The organism is Collinsella sp. 1033st1_E11_1033SCRN_220408 (genome assembly GCF_039062465.1).
Lineage (GTDB): Bacteria > Actinomycetota > Coriobacteriia > Coriobacteriales > Atopobiaceae > Parolsenella.
Map to the genome: position 1 here is coordinate 17,820 of NZ_JBCLNF010000006.1, position 14,311 is coordinate 32,130.

The following is a 14,311-nucleotide window of genomic DNA, read 5'->3' on the forward strand; positions in this document are numbered from 1 at the left end:
ATGGCAGACAAGCTCAGGGTCGCGATTGCGGCGGGCGGTACGGCTGGCCATATCAATCCGGCGCTTGCGCTCGCGGAGGAGCTTCGCGACCGCGGCCACGAAGTGACCTTCTATGGCCGCCCCTCCAAGCTCGAGGGCACGCTCGTGCCTGCCGCGGGCTTCGAGCTCGTGCCCGTCGAGGTCACGGGCTTCGACCGCTCTCGCCCCTGGACCGCGCTTACGTCGCTCTATCGCGTCTGGTCCGCGAAGAGGGCCCTCGGCAAGCTCTTCCGCGCGCAGGGCGCGCCCGATGTTGCCTGCGGCTTTGGCGCCTACGTCGAGGTTCCGCTCCTGGGCTGGTGCAAGGACGCTCACGTACCCTATCTGCTCCACGAGCAGAACTCCGTTCCGGGGCTTGCCAACAAGATGATGGCGGCTCACGCGGAGCGCGTCTGCATATCCGTGCCCGCCGCGCGCGAGGTCTTCGCCCGCGCGGACAAGCCCGAGCTCGTGGTGCTCACGGGCAACCCCGTTCGCAGGAGCGTCATTGCGGGTTCGCGCGAGGCCGGCCGCGAGGCGCTTGGCATCCCCGCCGACGCCACGCTGCTACTCGTCTTTGGTGGCAGCCTTGGCGCGCGCACCCTCAACGAGGGCATGGCGGCCCTCAAGGAGCGCTTGCTTGCGGTCGACGGACTCTATGTCGTGCAGTCGACGGGTAAGGGTGGCTATGACGCCGCTGCGGAGGCCCTCGCGCTCACGGAGGATCAGGCCAGGCGCTGGCGCCTTCTTCCCTACATCGACAACATGGGAGACGTGCTCGCCTCGGCGGACCTCGTGCTCTCGCGTGCCGGCGCCTCATCCATCGCGGAGATTGCCGCCCTCGGCGTACCCTCTGTGCTCGTTCCGTATCCCTTCGCCACGGCGGACCACCAGACCACAAACGCCCGCTACCTCACCGACGCGGGCGCCGCGGTGCTCTTCACCGATGAGGAGGTCTCCGGCGAGGCGTTTGCCGAGAAGCTCCTCACGCTCGTGACGGATGCGCAGGAGCGCGGCGCCATGCGCGAGCGCGCCCGGGGCCTTGCCCAGGACCGCGCCGCCGTCAAGCTCGCCGACGAGCTCGAGGCCGTCGCGCGCGCCTAGGGCCCGCGGACAGAGTTGTGCCGGCACGCACCTTGAGCTCGCTCCAGCTTACGTCGTTGCTATTCGCAAGTCCGAGGCGTCGCATGCCCAGAGGCCGAGGTGCCGAGGGCCTGTGGCGCCTCGGCCTTTGGCGTTCCTGATGAAGACGGGCATGCTTGTGCACGCGACCGTGGGGCTGGGCTAAACTAAAGAGCTGTATGCGAATCCAACGCGTGTCTTCTGGCACGCGGACAGGTGCGGCTATCGCCGCCACAAACAAGAGGGGAGCCATCGCATGGCAACCACTTCTGAGAAGCTTCCGTTCGAGCGCGTCCACATCATCGGCATTGGTGGTGCCGGCATGAGCGGCATCGCGCTCGTCCTCCACGAGCGTGGCATTCACGTCACCGGCAGCGACCTCAAGAGCTCTCGCTACGTCCGCGAGCTCGAGGCTGCCGGCATCGAGGTCCACGTTGGCCATGACGCCGCCACGATCGACGCCGTGAATCCTGACGTCGTCGTCATCTCGACGGCCATTCCGGAGTCTAACCCCGAGGTCATCCGCGCACGCGAGCTTGGCATCGACGTCTGGCCGCGTGCCAAGATGCTCCCGGCCCTCTCTCTCGGCCACAAGACCATCGCGGTTTCCGGTACCCACGGCAAGACCACCACGTCCTCCATGGTCACCACCATGCTTGACCGCATGGAACTCGATCCGTCGTTCCTCATCGGCGGTTTCGTCGAGGGCTACGACACGAACGCCCACAGCGGCAAGTCCGAGTTCTACGTGGCCGAGGCCGACGAGTCCGATGGCTCGTTCCTCTTCTTCGACCCGACCGTCGTCGTGGTCACCAACATCGAGGCGGACCACCTCGACCACTACGGCACGATCGAGAACCTCGAGAACACCTTCGGCCAGTTCATGGGTTCCGTGGGCGAAGACGGCTGGGTCGTCGCCTGTGGCGAGTCCGAGCGCGTGCGTAGGGTCGCCGCCTCCTGCGGCCGCAAGGTCGCCACGTATGGCTTCGAGGGCGACGGAGAGTTCGACTACGTCTGCGTCCCCGAGCCGACGCACCACTCCATCGAGAGCCACCTCACGGTGAAGACCCCCTCTGGCGCCGAGGTCAAGGTCGTCATCAAGGCCAACCCCGGCCGTCACAACATGCTGAACGCCACCGCCGCCATCGCCGTGGCGGACGTCCTCGGCCTCGACATCGAGAAGGCCGCTGCCGCCCTCTCCACCTTCGCCGGCGTCAAGCGCCGCTTCACCCACGTCGGCGACGTGGACGGCATCACCGTCGTCGATGACTACGGCCACCACCCCACGGAGGTCGCCGCGACCCTCTCCGCCGCCTCCGGCCTCGACTATGACCGCGTGGTCGTCGTCTTCCAGCCGCACCGCTACACGCGCACCAAGGCCCTGGCTGAGCAGTTCGGCCGCGCCTTCGACGACGCCGACGTCCTCTTCGTGATGGACGTCTTCTCCGCGGGCGAGATGCCGATCCCCGGCATCTCCGGTAAGACCGTCGCCAACTCCGTCAAGGAGAACGGCCACGTCGCCGAGGTGAACTACGTCCCCAACCGTCGTGAGCTCATGGCGCGCCTCGTCGAGGAGGTCCGTCCCGGCGACATCCTCCTGACCATGGGCGCCGGTGACGTCACCCTCGTGGGTCCGGCGTTCATCGAGGCAAAGAACGAGGCCTAGGGGCTGCGCTTGAGTCTGGCTAACGCATATCTCACACTCTCCGGTGCCGTCGACGCGGATATCACTCGCGGCGAGCGCCTCGCGCACCGCACGACGTATCGAATCGGTGGCCCCGCGGCGATGCTCGCCGTCTGCCACACGCCCGCGGCTCTCTCTCGCGTGATCGAGGTCCTTGGCGCCCAGGGCGTCGAGTGGGTCGTCATGGGCAAGGGCTCGAACTTGCTCGTCTCGGATGCCGGCTTTGACGGCTGCGTCATCGTCCTCGGTCGCGAGTTCTCTCGCATCGAGGTCCTGGCGGAGGACAATAAGATCGTTGCGGGTGCTGCCGTCCCGCTTTCGCGCGTGGTGACCGCGGCGACGAAGGCGTCGATGTCGGGCCTGGAGTTCGCCTGCGGCATCCCGGGTACGCTTGGCGGCGCCGTCTCCATGGATGCGGGCACGCGTCGCGAGTGGATTGGCCGTCGCATCGAGAGCCTCGTGGTCTTTCGCCCCGGAAGGGGCCTCATGCGCGTCTGGGGCACTGACGTCGAGTGGGGCTATCGTTGGACGAGCCTTGGCGGCGCGGACATCGTCCTCGAGGCGACGCTCGCCCTCGACCCTGGCGACCGCACTGAGATCACCGCCCAGATGGAGCAGCTCCTCGCGCGCAGGCGTGCGACGCAGCCCATGGGCAAGCCCTGCTGCGGCTCGGTCTTCAGGAATCCTCCCGGAGACAGGGGTGCGGCCCAGCTTGTCGAGGCATGCGGCCTCAAGGGATACTCCTCCGGCGGCGCTCAGGTTTCTGACGTGCACGCCAACTTCGTCGTAAACAACGGCACCGCCACCGCGGCCGACGTCCTGGCCGTCATGAGGGCGATGCATGACAGGGTGAGGGAGGCAACGGGTGTCGACCTCCAACCGGAAGTCAAGTTCCTCGGCTTCACGTCGTAGCGCGCGCGGTCGCGTCGCCACGCCGCGTGGCTCCTCAAAGATAGCTTCGCGCACAGGATCGGGTCGCCCGGCCTCTGGGTTGCCGTCCGCGCGTCCCAAGGCGCGAGTGACCCCCAGGGTCGCCCCCGGTGCTCCGGCGGGCTCCAAGGCGGGTGGTCGCGGCAAGCTCAATACCCCGGCCTCCCGCCCCAAGACGCCTTCACCGTCGTCTCGCGATGCGTTGCGCGGGCGCGATGGGGGCTCGGGCGGCAACGTCAACGTGCGTAGGGTTGCCATTGGCGCGGGCATCGTCGCCGGCCTCGCCCTTGTCTCGCTGATCGTGCTTCTCGTCTTGGCGCAGCTGCCGGTCTTCGTGATCACCGGCATCAACGCCACGGCTTCGGAGCACGTGAGCGAGTCGCAGATCGCCAAGCTCGCCTCCGTCGAGGAGGGGACGACGCTGCTCAACGTCGACACCTCCCAGATCACGGAGAAGGTCTCGAAGAATCCCTGGGTCAAGCGCGTCATCATCAAGCGCGAGTTCCCGGATACGCTCGGGGTCTCCGTCGAGGAGCGCTCGGTTGCCGCGCTCGTCGTCATTGGCGGCGGTACGAGCGTGTGGGCGCTTGGTGACGACGGCGTCTGGATCGAGCCCGTGCAACTCGACACCTCTTCCGGGGAGGACGTCGTCCAGCTCGCCCTCGCCCGTGCGCAGGAGATGGGCTGCCTGCTCATTGCCAACGTGCCGGCCACGGTCAACCCCGCGCAGGGCGCACCCTCGACCGATGACCCCATCCTCGATGTCCTGACCTACCAGAGCCAGCTCCCGGATTCCATCAGCTCTGAGGCCCAGGTCTTCTACGCCGCGAGTTCCGGAAGCATCTCCGTCGTTCTCAAGAACGGCCTCGAGGTCTCCCTTGGCGCGGCGAACGATGTCTCCGCAAAGGCCCAGGCCCTGAGCGAGATCATGGCGAACTATGGCGATCAGCTCACCTACGTCAACGTTCGCGTCCCGAGCAAGCCCACCTATCGCAAGGTCGCGGATGGCACTACGCTTTCTGGCGCCGCCAACACCGTGGCGCAGATCACGGCCGAGTCCACGCCGGCGACAACCTCTTCCTCGAGCGATGATTCCGGCGAGGATGCCGACGACGGCTCGGATGGTGACTCCGCCGGAGACTCTGGCCAGTACGAAGATACGGGGGCGGACGAGGAATAACATCGCTACCGTCGGCGGTCCCAATCTGCAGTTCGCGTGAAAAAACGCCAACGATTTGTTGACAGGGGAGCGCCATATATGACAGTATGTGGCGCTTTATCTTTCGGGTAGAGCTAAACCTGAGCTTGAGAGTTTGAAGAATATGGCTAAACACAGCGCCACTAAGACGGGCCCCGCCCACAGAAGAACGACCACAACAAGCACTGCCACGCAAGGAGGAACCATGAGCGCCACCGATACCCTCAGCAACTACCTCGCCGTCATCAAGGTTGTCGGAGTCGGCGGTGGCGGCACCAACGCCGTCAACCGCATGATCGAGGAGGGCATCCGCGGCGTCGAGTTCGTGGCTGTCAACACCGATGCCCAGGCTCTCGCCATGTCTGACGCGGACGTGAAGGTCCACATCGGCACCGACATTACCAAGGGCCTTGGTGCTGGCGCCAACCCCGAGGTCGGCGCTCAGGCCGCCGAGGACTCCCGTGACGAGATCAAGGCCGCCCTCGCCGGCGCCGACATGGTCTTCATCACCGCGGGCGAGGGTGGCGGCACCGGCACCGGCGCTGCCCCCGTTGTCGCTGACATCGCCAAGAACGACGTGGGCGCCCTCACAATCGCCGTCGTCACCAAGCCGTTCACCTTCGAGGGCCGCAAGCGCACCGCCAGCGCCCTTAGCGGCGTCGAGAACCTCTCTGAGAACGTTGACACCCTCATCGTCATCCCGAATGACCGTCTCCTCGACCTCGCCGAGAAGAAGACGACCATGCTCGAGGCCTTCCGCATGGCGGACGACGTCCTGTGCCAGGGCACGCAGGGCATCACGGATCTCATCACCGTCCCGGGCCTCATCAACCTCGACTTCGCTGACGTCTGCACGATCATGCGCGGCTCTGGCACGGCCATGATGGGCATCGGCATGGCCTCTGGTGACAATCGCGCCACTGACGCCGCCCAGGAGGCCATCTCCAGCCGCCTGCTCGAGAGCTCCGTCGACGGTGCCACTCGCGTCCTGCTCTCCATCGCCGGCAACAAGGACCTCGGCATCACCGAGATCTCCGACGCCGCAGACCTCGTTGCTTCCAACGTTGACCCCGAGGCCAACATCATCTTCGGCACCACGGTCGACGAGAGCCTGGGTGATCAGGTCCGCATCACCGTCATCGCCACCGGCTTCGCCGATGCCTCCCAGCAGCCGTCCCTCCTCGGTGACTTCCGCGCTCCGGCCGCGGCCGAGACCCCGGCCCCGGCTCCCGCCGCCTCCGCCCGCCCTGCCGCGAGCACCACGGGCAGCAAGGAGTTCGACATTCCTGACTTCCTGAAGCGTGGCCGCCTGTAATGACAAGCCCTTCGCTCACCCGGTACGTCTCGAATGGCGTGACCCTGCTCGGCGACATCGATCGCCCGGGCGGGGTCACGTTCGCGTTTACCGAGCGTGAGGGTGGAGTCTCAAAAGGCCAGTTCGCGAGTCTGAACCTGGGGTCTCGCTGCGGCGATGACCCGGCGGACGTCGCGGAGAACCGCGCACGTGCGCTCGCCGCCGTGGGGGCCGCGCGCATCGCTCGCAACCTCGTGGAGCCCAAGCAGGTCCACGGGGACACTGTGGTCGTCATTCGCGATGCCGCGCCAGAGGCCATCGAGGCCGCCCGCGTCGAGGCGCTCGAGGGGGCAGACGCCATCGTCTGCACGGCCCCTGGCGTTCCCGTGCTCTTGTGCTTCGCGGACTGCGTCCCGGTCGTGCTTGCGGCGCCCGGGGCGTTCGCGGTTATCCACTCCGGCTGGCGCGGGACGCTCGCGCGCATCTCCGCCAAGGCCCTCGGCATCCTCTGCCGCGAGGCGAACGCTCGCCCGGACGAGGTCTATGCCTACGTCGGCCCGCACATCCTTGGCGAGGACTACGAGGTGTCGCCCGAGCTGCTGCAGACCTTCGTGGATGAGTTTGGTAGCATGGTTCATGCTGCCTCGACGAACTTGAACCTCGACTTGTCCGCAGCCATAGCGTGCGCTCTCGGGGATGCCGGCCTTCCTGCCGCCAACCTCGTGGATTCGTGCGTTTCCACGGCCGCCAACACCGGTCGTTTCTTTTCGTATCGAGCGGAAGGGGGGCTATGCGGTCGTCACGCTGCTATCGCCTACCTCTCGTAACGGCAACGCTCGCCCTTGTGGGCGCGCTCACGCTCTCGGGTCGCGCGGATTCCTCCGCCTCCGAGACGCTGACCGTCGCGGGTTCCACCACGGTGCTTCCCATCGCCGAGATGGCTGCCGAGGATTTCGAGGCCAACACGGGCACGAACGTGCTCGTGAGTGGTCTTGGTTCCTCTGCCGGCATCGAGGCGGTCTCCAACGGCACTGCGGATATCGCCACCTCGAGCCGCCAGCTTACGGCGGAGGAGTCCGAGCACGAGCTTGTCGAGACTGTCATCGCGCATGACGGCATCGCCGTCATCGTGAGCCCGGAGAACCCGGTCAAGGACCTCACCACCGAGCAGCTCCGAGACATCTACGCCGGAAAGATTCGCAACTGGAGTGAGGTCGGCGGTCCTGATCTCGCCATTCAGGTCGTGAACCGCGATGAGGCCTCCGGCACTCGCGAGGCGTTCCGCACGATTGTCATGGGCGACGTCTCGTTCGACCGCACCGCCGCGGTTCTCCCCGGCACGGGGCAGGTCCGCGATGTCGTGAGCCGCACGCCCGGTGCCATCGGCTACATCTCCATCGGCTTTGTCGACAACGACTTCGCCAGCACCTCCGTGCGCTCCCTGACGATCGACGGCGTCGAGGCGACGGAGGAGAACGTCGAGGACGGGTCTTATCCCATCTCGCGTGATCTCTACTTCTTCACCAACGGAGACCCGCAGGGCGCCGCCTATGACTCCGCCTATGACTACATCTCCTACGTCCTCTCCGATGCCATGAACGACACCATCCGCGACGCGGGCTACATCCCCGCCCACCAGACGCAGGGAGAGGGGAGTGAGGGCAAGTGAGCGATACCACCAGCACCCCGTCTCAGCAGCCCGCGAGCCTGAAGCAGGTGACGCGCGCCACGCGCATGAAGGAGACTGCCCTCAAGAACCTCTTCCTCGCCTGCGCGTGCGTGGCGGTCTTGGCCGTCATCCTCATTTTCATCTTCACCTTCTGGAAGGCGATCCCGGTCATCACCCAGATCGGCCTCAAAGACTTCTTCAGCCTCAACTGGGCTCCCACGGAGGGCCGCTACGGCATCCTTGCCCTGCTCGCCGGCTCTGGCATCGTCACGGTGGGCTCCCTTGCCCTTGGCGTGCCCCTTGCCGTGGGCTGCGCGGTCTTCCTGACGGAGATTGCCGGCAAGAAGCTCGCGAGCGTCGTCAGCACCGCCGTTGACCTGCTCGCCGGCGTGCCGTCCGTCGTCTACGGCTTCTTTGGCCTCGTCATCCTCCGCCCGATCGTGGCCAAGCTCACGGGTGGCCTGGGCTTCGGCGCCCTCACGGTCTGGCTCGTGCTCGCAATCATGATCGTGCCCACCATCACCACGCTCACGATGGACGCGCTGCGCTCCATCCCTATGGGCATTCGCGAGGCGAGCTTCGCAATGGGCGCCACGCGCTGGCAGACCATCTACAAGGTCGTCCTTCCCGCGGCGAAGATGGGCATCGTGAACGCCGTGGTCCTCGGCATGGGTCGCGCTATCGGCGAGACGATGGCCGTCCTCATGGTCGTGGGCAACGCGCCCGTTATCCCTGCCGGCATCGCAAGCCCGCTTTCCACGCTCACGAGCCAGGTTGCGCTCGACATGGGCTACTCGAGCGGTCTCCACAGGAGCGCCCTGTTTGGCATGGGCTGTGTGCTGTTCATCATCTCCGCGGCCCTCGTGGGCATCGTTCGCAAGATGTCGAGCATGAGGGAGGATGGCCGCGGACGCTCGAAGCATCGCCGTGCCAAGGCCGCGGACCGCGCGGCCGTCGCTGCCGGCGGCATATCGTTCGACCATCCCGAGGATCCCGCGGAGCACGCGCCCGTGCAGGTCCTCACCGGCGATGACGTCACCCCCGTTACCGGCGTCGTCACGGAGCCCCGAGAGGGCAGCCGCGCCCGTATCAAGCGTCTTCTTGCCCAGGGCTCCTCCTCTGCCGGCGGCTCGAACAAGAACCGCACGAATGACCTTATGATCGGCGTCTTCCGCGCCGCGGGCGTCATCGCGACGGCGGTTCTCGTCCTCATCATCGGCTTCGTTGCCGTGAACGGTCTGCCCGTGATGTCGCTCGACTTCATCTTTGGCTGGCCCGAGGGCGTTAACGCGGAGGGCGGCATCTTCCCGACGATCGTCTCGACCCTCTATGTCACGGCGCTCGCCATGCTCATCTGCGTACCGATCGCCGTCCTCGCGGCGGTCTACCTCGCGGAGTACGCGAAGCAGGGTCGCCTCGTCACCTTCATCCGCTATGCCGCAGACACGCTCTCGTCCGTTCCCTCCATCGTGATGGGCCTCTTCGGCTACGCGCTCTTCGTCGAGGCGATGGGCTTTGGGCTCTCGATGCTCTCCGCCGCCCTCGCCCTCGCGCTCATGATGCTCCCGATCGTCATGCGCACCACGGAGGAGGCCATTCGCTCGGTGCCCCGCTACATTCGCTGGGGCGCCTACGGCCTCGGCTCCACGAAGTGGCAGGTCGTCTCCAAGATCGTTCTCCCGAGCGCCTTCCCACGGATCGCCACGGGCATCGTGCTGGCCATCGGCCGCGCCATCGGCGAGACGGCCGTCGTGCTCTACACGATGGGTCAGGCGATCAACCTGCCCCTCACGCCGCTTGACTCCGGCCGTCCGATGACCATCCACCTGTACCAGCTTGCCAACGAGGGCATCAACATGCAGGCCGCCTATGGCACCGCCCTTCTGCTCATGGTGATGATCCTGGCCTTTAACTTGTTCGCGCGCTACCTGTCGCGTCGTTCCGCATCGAAGTCGAAGGGAAACTAGCATGACCGTCTATCGCCACGCGCCTGAGAACGGCGGCATGGGCATCCACGTCGAGGACTTTGGCTTCTGGTACGGAGACTTCCACGCGCTCTCCGGTGTCACCATGGATGTCGCGCCCAACAAGATCACGGCCTTCATCGGCCCGTCTGGCTGCGGCAAGTCGACCTTCCTGCGCTGCATGAACCGCATGAATGACCTCATCGAGGGCACTCACACCGCGGGTACCATGTCCCTCGACGGCGCCGACATCTACGCGGAGGGCGTCGACCCGGTCGACCTTCGCCGTCGCGTTGGCATGATCTTCCAGCAGCCCAACCCCTTCCCGAAGTCGATCTACGAGAACGTCGCCTTTGGCCCGCGCCTTTTGGGTGTGACCAGCAAAGGTGACCTCGATGACATCGTGGAGGAGTCGCTCAAGCGCTCGAACCTCTGGAAGGAGGTCGCGGACCAGCTCGACAAGAACGGCCTCGCCCTCTCTGGCGGCCAGCAGCAGCGTCTCTGCATCGCGCGCACCCTCGCCGTCCAGCCCGACGTCCTTCTCATGGACGAGCCCTGCAGCGCCATCGACCCGACGAGCGTCCAGCGCGTCGAGGACCTCATGGCCGAGCTCTCGAGCGAAATGACCATCATCATCGTCACCCACAGCATGCAGCAGGCGGCCCGCATCTCTGACTACATGGCCTTCTTCCTGCAGGAGCACGCGGGCGAGCCCGCCGGACTCGTCGAGTACGGCGACACGAACGAGATCTTTAACTCCCCGAGCGACCAGCGCACCGAGGACTACATCACCGGCCGCTTCGGCTGATCGCGACCATCCGGCCCAAAGCACCTGAGGAGGACACCATGCGTGAGGCATTCAATCGCCAGCTCACCGAGCTTCGCCAGGAGCTCGTCTACATCTACGCAAACATCGACCTTCAGCTCCACGAGGCGCTCGATGCCCTTGAGGAGGGCAACAGGGAGAAGGCCAAGGCCGTCAAGGCGGAGACGCGACGGCTTGATGACCACTGCGCCGCCCTCGAGCAGAAGGCCTTCATGCTCATCGCCACGCAGCAGCCCGTCGCGAGCGACCTTCGTCTCATCCAGTTCGTGATCTACGCGAACTTCAACCTCGCGCGCATGTCCAACCACGTGCGCAACATCGCCAAGACCGCGAAGCGCTGCGCCGGTCGCGACGTCCCCGCGCAGCTCATCGACCTTCTCGTGGGCGAGGGGCACCTCGTCTACGGTGTCCTCTCGAACTGCGTCATGGCCATCGTGAACGAGGACCTGCGCCTCGCGTCCTCGCTGCCCGTGCTCGATGAGCCGGTCGATGACCTCTACAAGCAGTTCTTCAGGCGCCTCTCCACGCTTGGCCCGGATGACGACAAGGATGCTGCGAGCCGCGTCATCATGGCGTCCCGCATGCTCGAGCGCATTTCCGACAACGCCGTCGAGGTGGGCGAGAAGCTCGTCTTCTTGCTCACGGGCAAGCGCCGCAACCTTGATGACCTGCAGGACCTCGACGACGATGACCTCGCCGAGATGTACGCCGCCCGCAGTGCCGGCCTCGTGGCGGACAAGCAGGTCGACGAGGAGCTCGTGGGTCAGATTCCCGAGCTCAAGAACGATGAAACCGCGCCGGCCGCGAAGGCTGAGGGTGAGACCGATGGCCAGTAGCGAGGACGCTGTCGCGAGTGCCGTGGACCTCGAGCCCGAGGCCGCCTATCAAGCCTTCATGGACGAGCGCCATGCCCGGATCATGGATCAGATCGCGGAAGCGTGCTCCCGTTCCGGACGCGAGCTCTGCGAGGTCACGGCCTTTGCGGTCTCCAAGACGGTTGGACCCCGCGAGGTCGTCGCCGCCATGCGTGCCGGCTGGGACGCATTTGCCGAGAACCGACCTCAGGAGCTTGTCCGCAAGCTCGACGCCTTTGCGGCCGCTGGCGTGGAGGCCCCCCGCTTCGACATGATCGGCAACCTCCAGAAGAACAAGATCAACCAGGTGCTGGGCCGTGCCGAGCGCATCCAGTCGATCTCGAGCCTCGAGCTCGCCCGCGCGGTGTCCGAACGCGCCGTCCGTGCCGGCCTCGTCATGCCGGCGCTGCTTGAGTGCAACGTTAGCGGCGAGGAGAGCAAGGGTGGCTTCTCGCCTGATGAGGTTCGTGAGCAGGCGGAGGAGCTCGTTGGCCTCGAGGGCCTTGCCTTCGAGGGTCTCATGACGATGGCCCCGGCCCATGACCCCGAGGCCGCTCGCGCGACCTTCTCGGGCGCGAGGGAGCTCGCATGCGACCTTCGCTCGCGCATGGGTCTTCCTCTTCCGGTTCTTTCCTGCGGAATGAGCGATGATTTTGGAATCGCGGTCGAGGAGGGCTCCACCCTCGTTAGACTTGGACGTATAGCGTTTTCCTCCGAGTACGGCCTCAAGTAGGCATACGCGGGGGCGCCACCTCGGCGCCCAGACGAGACATGGGAGACACCATGGGCTTTTTTGACAACATCAAGGACGCAGTCCAGGACCATCTCCGTCCCCAGGACAACCGTCAGGATGACTACTACGAAGACGAGTACGACGACTACGACGAGCCGTATGACGGCGATGCGGGCTACTACGACGATGCCCCGCAGCGTGGCGACCGCTACGCTGACCGCGGACAGCAGCAGCAAGGCTCCGGTCTTCTCGGCAACCCTTCGCGTCCGGACGCTGACAGCATCAGTGTCTACACGCGTTCCGGCCGTCACCTCTCTGGCGACGACTTTGGTCGCGCCGGCGACGTCTATGGCTCCAACAACGCCTACGGCTCCGACGGCGCATATCGTGCCGCGGATGACTCCTGGCGCAAGGACGACGCCGCCCCTCGCGACTACCTTGCCGACACGCGCACCGATGAGCCCAGCTCCTTCGTGCCTCCCGCGACTCAGCCCGGCGTCTTTGGCGCCACGGGTAACACGCCTGGTGACGTGGGCCTGACTGCCGTTCCGCGCGTCACGAGCGGCAAGCTTCCGGCGTACGTTCTCAAGCCCACGAGCTATGACGACGTCCAAACTGTGGTCCGTCGCGTCCGCACCAACCAGCCCGTGGTGCTCTCCTTCAAGAACCTCAAGATCGAGGTCGCCAAGCGCATCCTCGACTTCAGCTTTGGCCTTGCCTGCGGCATCGACGGCTCGGTCGAGGAGCTCGGAGACCGCGTCTTCGTCGTGCTTCCGCAAGGCGTCGAGCTCTCCGAGACCGACAGGGCGAAGCTCACCCGCGAGGGTCTCGCCCGCTAGCTTTCCGCGCGCCTGTATTGTCCGGGGCGGTGGCTGCGTGCCACCGCCCTTATGTTTGGAGTTTGCATGCCTGAGAACAACACCGCCCTTGCGGGCATCACGGTTGGCGTCATCGGTGCCGGTTCGATGGGTGGCGCCATCGCGCGCGGCCTCGTCGAGGCCGGCGCCATCGAGGGCTCCCGCGTCCTCGTCTGCGACCATAACGCCTCCAAGCTCGAGGCCCTCGCCGTCGAGGCGGGCGTGCGCGTGCTCGCCACGTCCGACGCGCTCCTTGCCGAGCATCCCGATGTCGTGGTGCTCGCGGTGAAGCCGCAGGTCCTTGGTGCCCTTCTTGCTCAGAGCGCGCCCGCGCTCGCCGGCTCGCTCGTCGTCTCGATCGCCGCTGGCACGGCGCTCTCGACGCTCGAGGCCGCGCTCCCCGCGTGCCACGTCGTCCGCGTCATGCCCAACCTGCCCGTTTCCGTGCGCTCCGGTGCGTCCGCCGTTTGCGGTGGCAGCACGGCCACTCCCGCTGACATCGAGCTCGTTCGTGAGATGTTCGCCACGCTCGGCTCTGCCAAGGTCATGCGCGAGGACCAGCTTGACGCCGAGGGCGCCGTCGTGGGCTGCGCGCCTGCCTACTTTGCCCTCATGGTCGACGCGCTGACTCGTGCCGGCGTTCGCGCTGGTCTGCCTGCCGCCGCCGCTCGCGAGATGGTCAACGCCACGATGCTTGGCGTTGCGGAGAGCCTCGCCAAATCTGGCGAGCACCCCCGTGCCTACATGGAGCGCGTGACCTCGCCTGGTGGCACCACCGCCGCTGCTCTCTTTGAGCTTGAGCCGGCCCTTACCGAGGGCGCCTATGCCGCCGTCGACGCCGCCCTCGCGCGTACGGCCGAGCTGGCGAGGGGTTAGGCGCATGGGTGTTTATCAGGTAGCCCGTGTCATTTCGTCACTGGTTGACTTCTATCAGTGGCTCGTCGTCATCTGGTGCATCATGTCGTGGTTTCCTCGCCGCGACGGCAGCCTCCTCGATGACGTCGCCACGGTGATCAACAGCTTGGTCGAGCCCTACGTGGGCATCTTCCGTCGCTTCGTCCCGCCCATCGGCGGCATGGACTTCTCGCCGATGATCGCCCTCTTCGTGCTCGTCGCTGCCGAGAGGGTGCTCTTCCAGCTCCTGTTCGCGCTCGCCTAGGAC

14 protein-coding genes are annotated in these 14,311 nt (G+C 66.1%); all 14 read left to right on the top strand.

Annotation, left to right across the window (positions count from 1 at the left end):
• On the top strand, positions 1-1,122 hold the full coding sequence (locus ABCN07_RS05895; RefSeq protein WP_343005814.1) for a UDP-N-acetylglucosamine--N-acetylmuramyl-(pentapeptide) pyrophosphoryl-undecaprenol N-acetylglucosamine transferase: 1,122 nt from the start codon (positions 1-3) through the stop codon (positions 1,120-1,122).
• Between the two features lie 274 nt (positions 1,123-1,396).
• On the top strand, positions 1,397-2,806 hold the full coding sequence (gene murC / locus ABCN07_RS05900) for a UDP-N-acetylmuramate--L-alanine ligase (protein ID WP_343005815.1): 1,410 nt from the start codon (positions 1,397-1,399) through the stop codon (positions 2,804-2,806).
• A gap of 9 nt (positions 2,807-2,815) precedes the next feature.
• Positions 2,816-3,736: a UDP-N-acetylmuramate dehydrogenase gene (gene murB / locus ABCN07_RS05905; RefSeq protein ID WP_343005816.1), complete on the top strand. Its 921-nt coding sequence runs from the start codon at positions 2,816-2,818 to the stop codon at positions 3,734-3,736.
• A gap of 106 nt (positions 3,737-3,842) precedes the next feature.
• Positions 3,843-4,934 (top strand): FtsQ-type POTRA domain-containing protein, encoded by a 1,092-nt coding sequence (locus ABCN07_RS05910; RefSeq protein WP_343005817.1) that lies wholly within the window; start codon positions 3,843-3,845, stop codon positions 4,932-4,934.
• A 223-nt stretch (positions 4,935-5,157) separates the two neighbouring features.
• Entirely contained in the window at positions 5,158-6,267 is a 1,110-nt protein-coding gene (ftsZ, locus tag ABCN07_RS05915; protein WP_293815194.1) for a cell division protein FtsZ, read from the top strand.
• Positions 6,267-7,073: a polyphenol oxidase family protein gene (locus tag ABCN07_RS05920; RefSeq protein WP_343005818.1), complete on the top strand. Its 807-nt coding sequence runs from the start codon at positions 6,267-6,269 to the stop codon at positions 7,071-7,073. The genes ftsZ and ABCN07_RS05920 overlap by 1 nt, the downstream gene beginning before the upstream one ends.
• Entirely contained in the window at positions 7,037-7,915 is an 879-nt protein-coding gene (locus tag ABCN07_RS05925) for a phosphate ABC transporter substrate-binding protein (protein WP_343005819.1), read from the top strand. Before ABCN07_RS05920 ends, ABCN07_RS05925 begins: the two co-directional genes overlap by 37 nt.
• Positions 7,912-9,882: a phosphate ABC transporter permease PstA gene (gene pstA / locus ABCN07_RS05930; protein WP_343005820.1), complete on the top strand. Its 1,971-nt coding sequence runs from the start codon at positions 7,912-7,914 to the stop codon at positions 9,880-9,882. The genes ABCN07_RS05925 and pstA overlap by 4 nt, the downstream gene beginning before the upstream one ends.
• 1 nt (position 9,883) lies before the next feature.
• A complete protein-coding gene (gene pstB, locus ABCN07_RS05935) occupies positions 9,884-10,687 on the top strand; it encodes a phosphate ABC transporter ATP-binding protein PstB (RefSeq protein WP_293835034.1) in 804 nt (267 codons plus the stop codon).
• Between the two features lie 38 nt (positions 10,688-10,725).
• Entirely contained in the window at positions 10,726-11,541 is an 816-nt protein-coding gene (locus tag ABCN07_RS05940; protein ID WP_343005821.1) for a PhoU domain-containing protein, read from the top strand.
• Positions 11,531-12,292, top strand: coding sequence for a YggS family pyridoxal phosphate-dependent enzyme (locus tag ABCN07_RS05945; RefSeq protein WP_320679055.1), 762 nt, complete (start codon positions 11,531-11,533; stop codon positions 12,290-12,292). The genes ABCN07_RS05940 and ABCN07_RS05945 overlap by 11 nt, the downstream gene beginning before the upstream one ends.
• Before the next feature lie 50 nt (positions 12,293-12,342).
• Positions 12,343-13,131, top strand: coding sequence for a cell division protein SepF (locus tag ABCN07_RS05950; RefSeq protein ID WP_343005822.1), 789 nt, complete (start codon positions 12,343-12,345; stop codon positions 13,129-13,131).
• A gap of 66 nt (positions 13,132-13,197) precedes the next feature.
• The gene (gene proC / locus ABCN07_RS05955; protein WP_343005823.1) at positions 13,198-14,025 is read left to right on the top strand and encodes a pyrroline-5-carboxylate reductase; all 828 of its coding nucleotides are present in this window, start codon (positions 13,198-13,200) and stop codon (positions 14,023-14,025) included.
• Positions 14,026-14,029: 4 nt separating this feature from the next.
• Entirely contained in the window at positions 14,030-14,308 is a 279-nt protein-coding gene (locus ABCN07_RS05960; protein ID WP_330027518.1) for a YggT family protein, read from the top strand.
• Positions 14,309-14,311: the final 3 nt, after the last annotated feature.

Coding starts and splice junctions, on each gene's coding strand:
- ABCN07_RS05945 (WP_320679055.1), top strand. CDS start 11,531: ATGGCCAGTAGCGAGGACGCTGTCGCGAGTGCCGTGGACCTCGAGCCC.
- proC (WP_343005823.1), top strand. CDS start 13,198: ATGCCTGAGAACAACACCGCCCTTGCGGGCATCACGGTTGGCGTCATC.
- ABCN07_RS05960 (WP_330027518.1), top strand. CDS start 14,030: ATGGGTGTTTATCAGGTAGCCCGTGTCATTTCGTCACTGGTTGACTTC.
- ABCN07_RS05895 (WP_343005814.1), top strand. CDS start 1: ATGGCAGACAAGCTCAGGGTCGCGATTGCGGCGGGCGGTACGGCTGGC.
- ABCN07_RS05950 (WP_343005822.1), top strand. CDS start 12,343: ATGGGCTTTTTTGACAACATCAAGGACGCAGTCCAGGACCATCTCCGT.
- murC (WP_343005815.1), top strand. CDS start 1,397: ATGGCAACCACTTCTGAGAAGCTTCCGTTCGAGCGCGTCCACATCATC.
- ABCN07_RS05940 (WP_343005821.1), top strand. CDS start 10,726: ATGCGTGAGGCATTCAATCGCCAGCTCACCGAGCTTCGCCAGGAGCTC.
- ABCN07_RS05925 (WP_343005819.1), top strand. CDS start 7,037: ATGCGGTCGTCACGCTGCTATCGCCTACCTCTCGTAACGGCAACGCTC.
- pstB (WP_293835034.1), top strand. CDS start 9,884: ATGACCGTCTATCGCCACGCGCCTGAGAACGGCGGCATGGGCATCCAC.
- ABCN07_RS05920 (WP_343005818.1), top strand. CDS start 6,267: ATGACAAGCCCTTCGCTCACCCGGTACGTCTCGAATGGCGTGACCCTG.
- ftsZ (WP_293815194.1), top strand. CDS start 5,158: ATGAGCGCCACCGATACCCTCAGCAACTACCTCGCCGTCATCAAGGTT.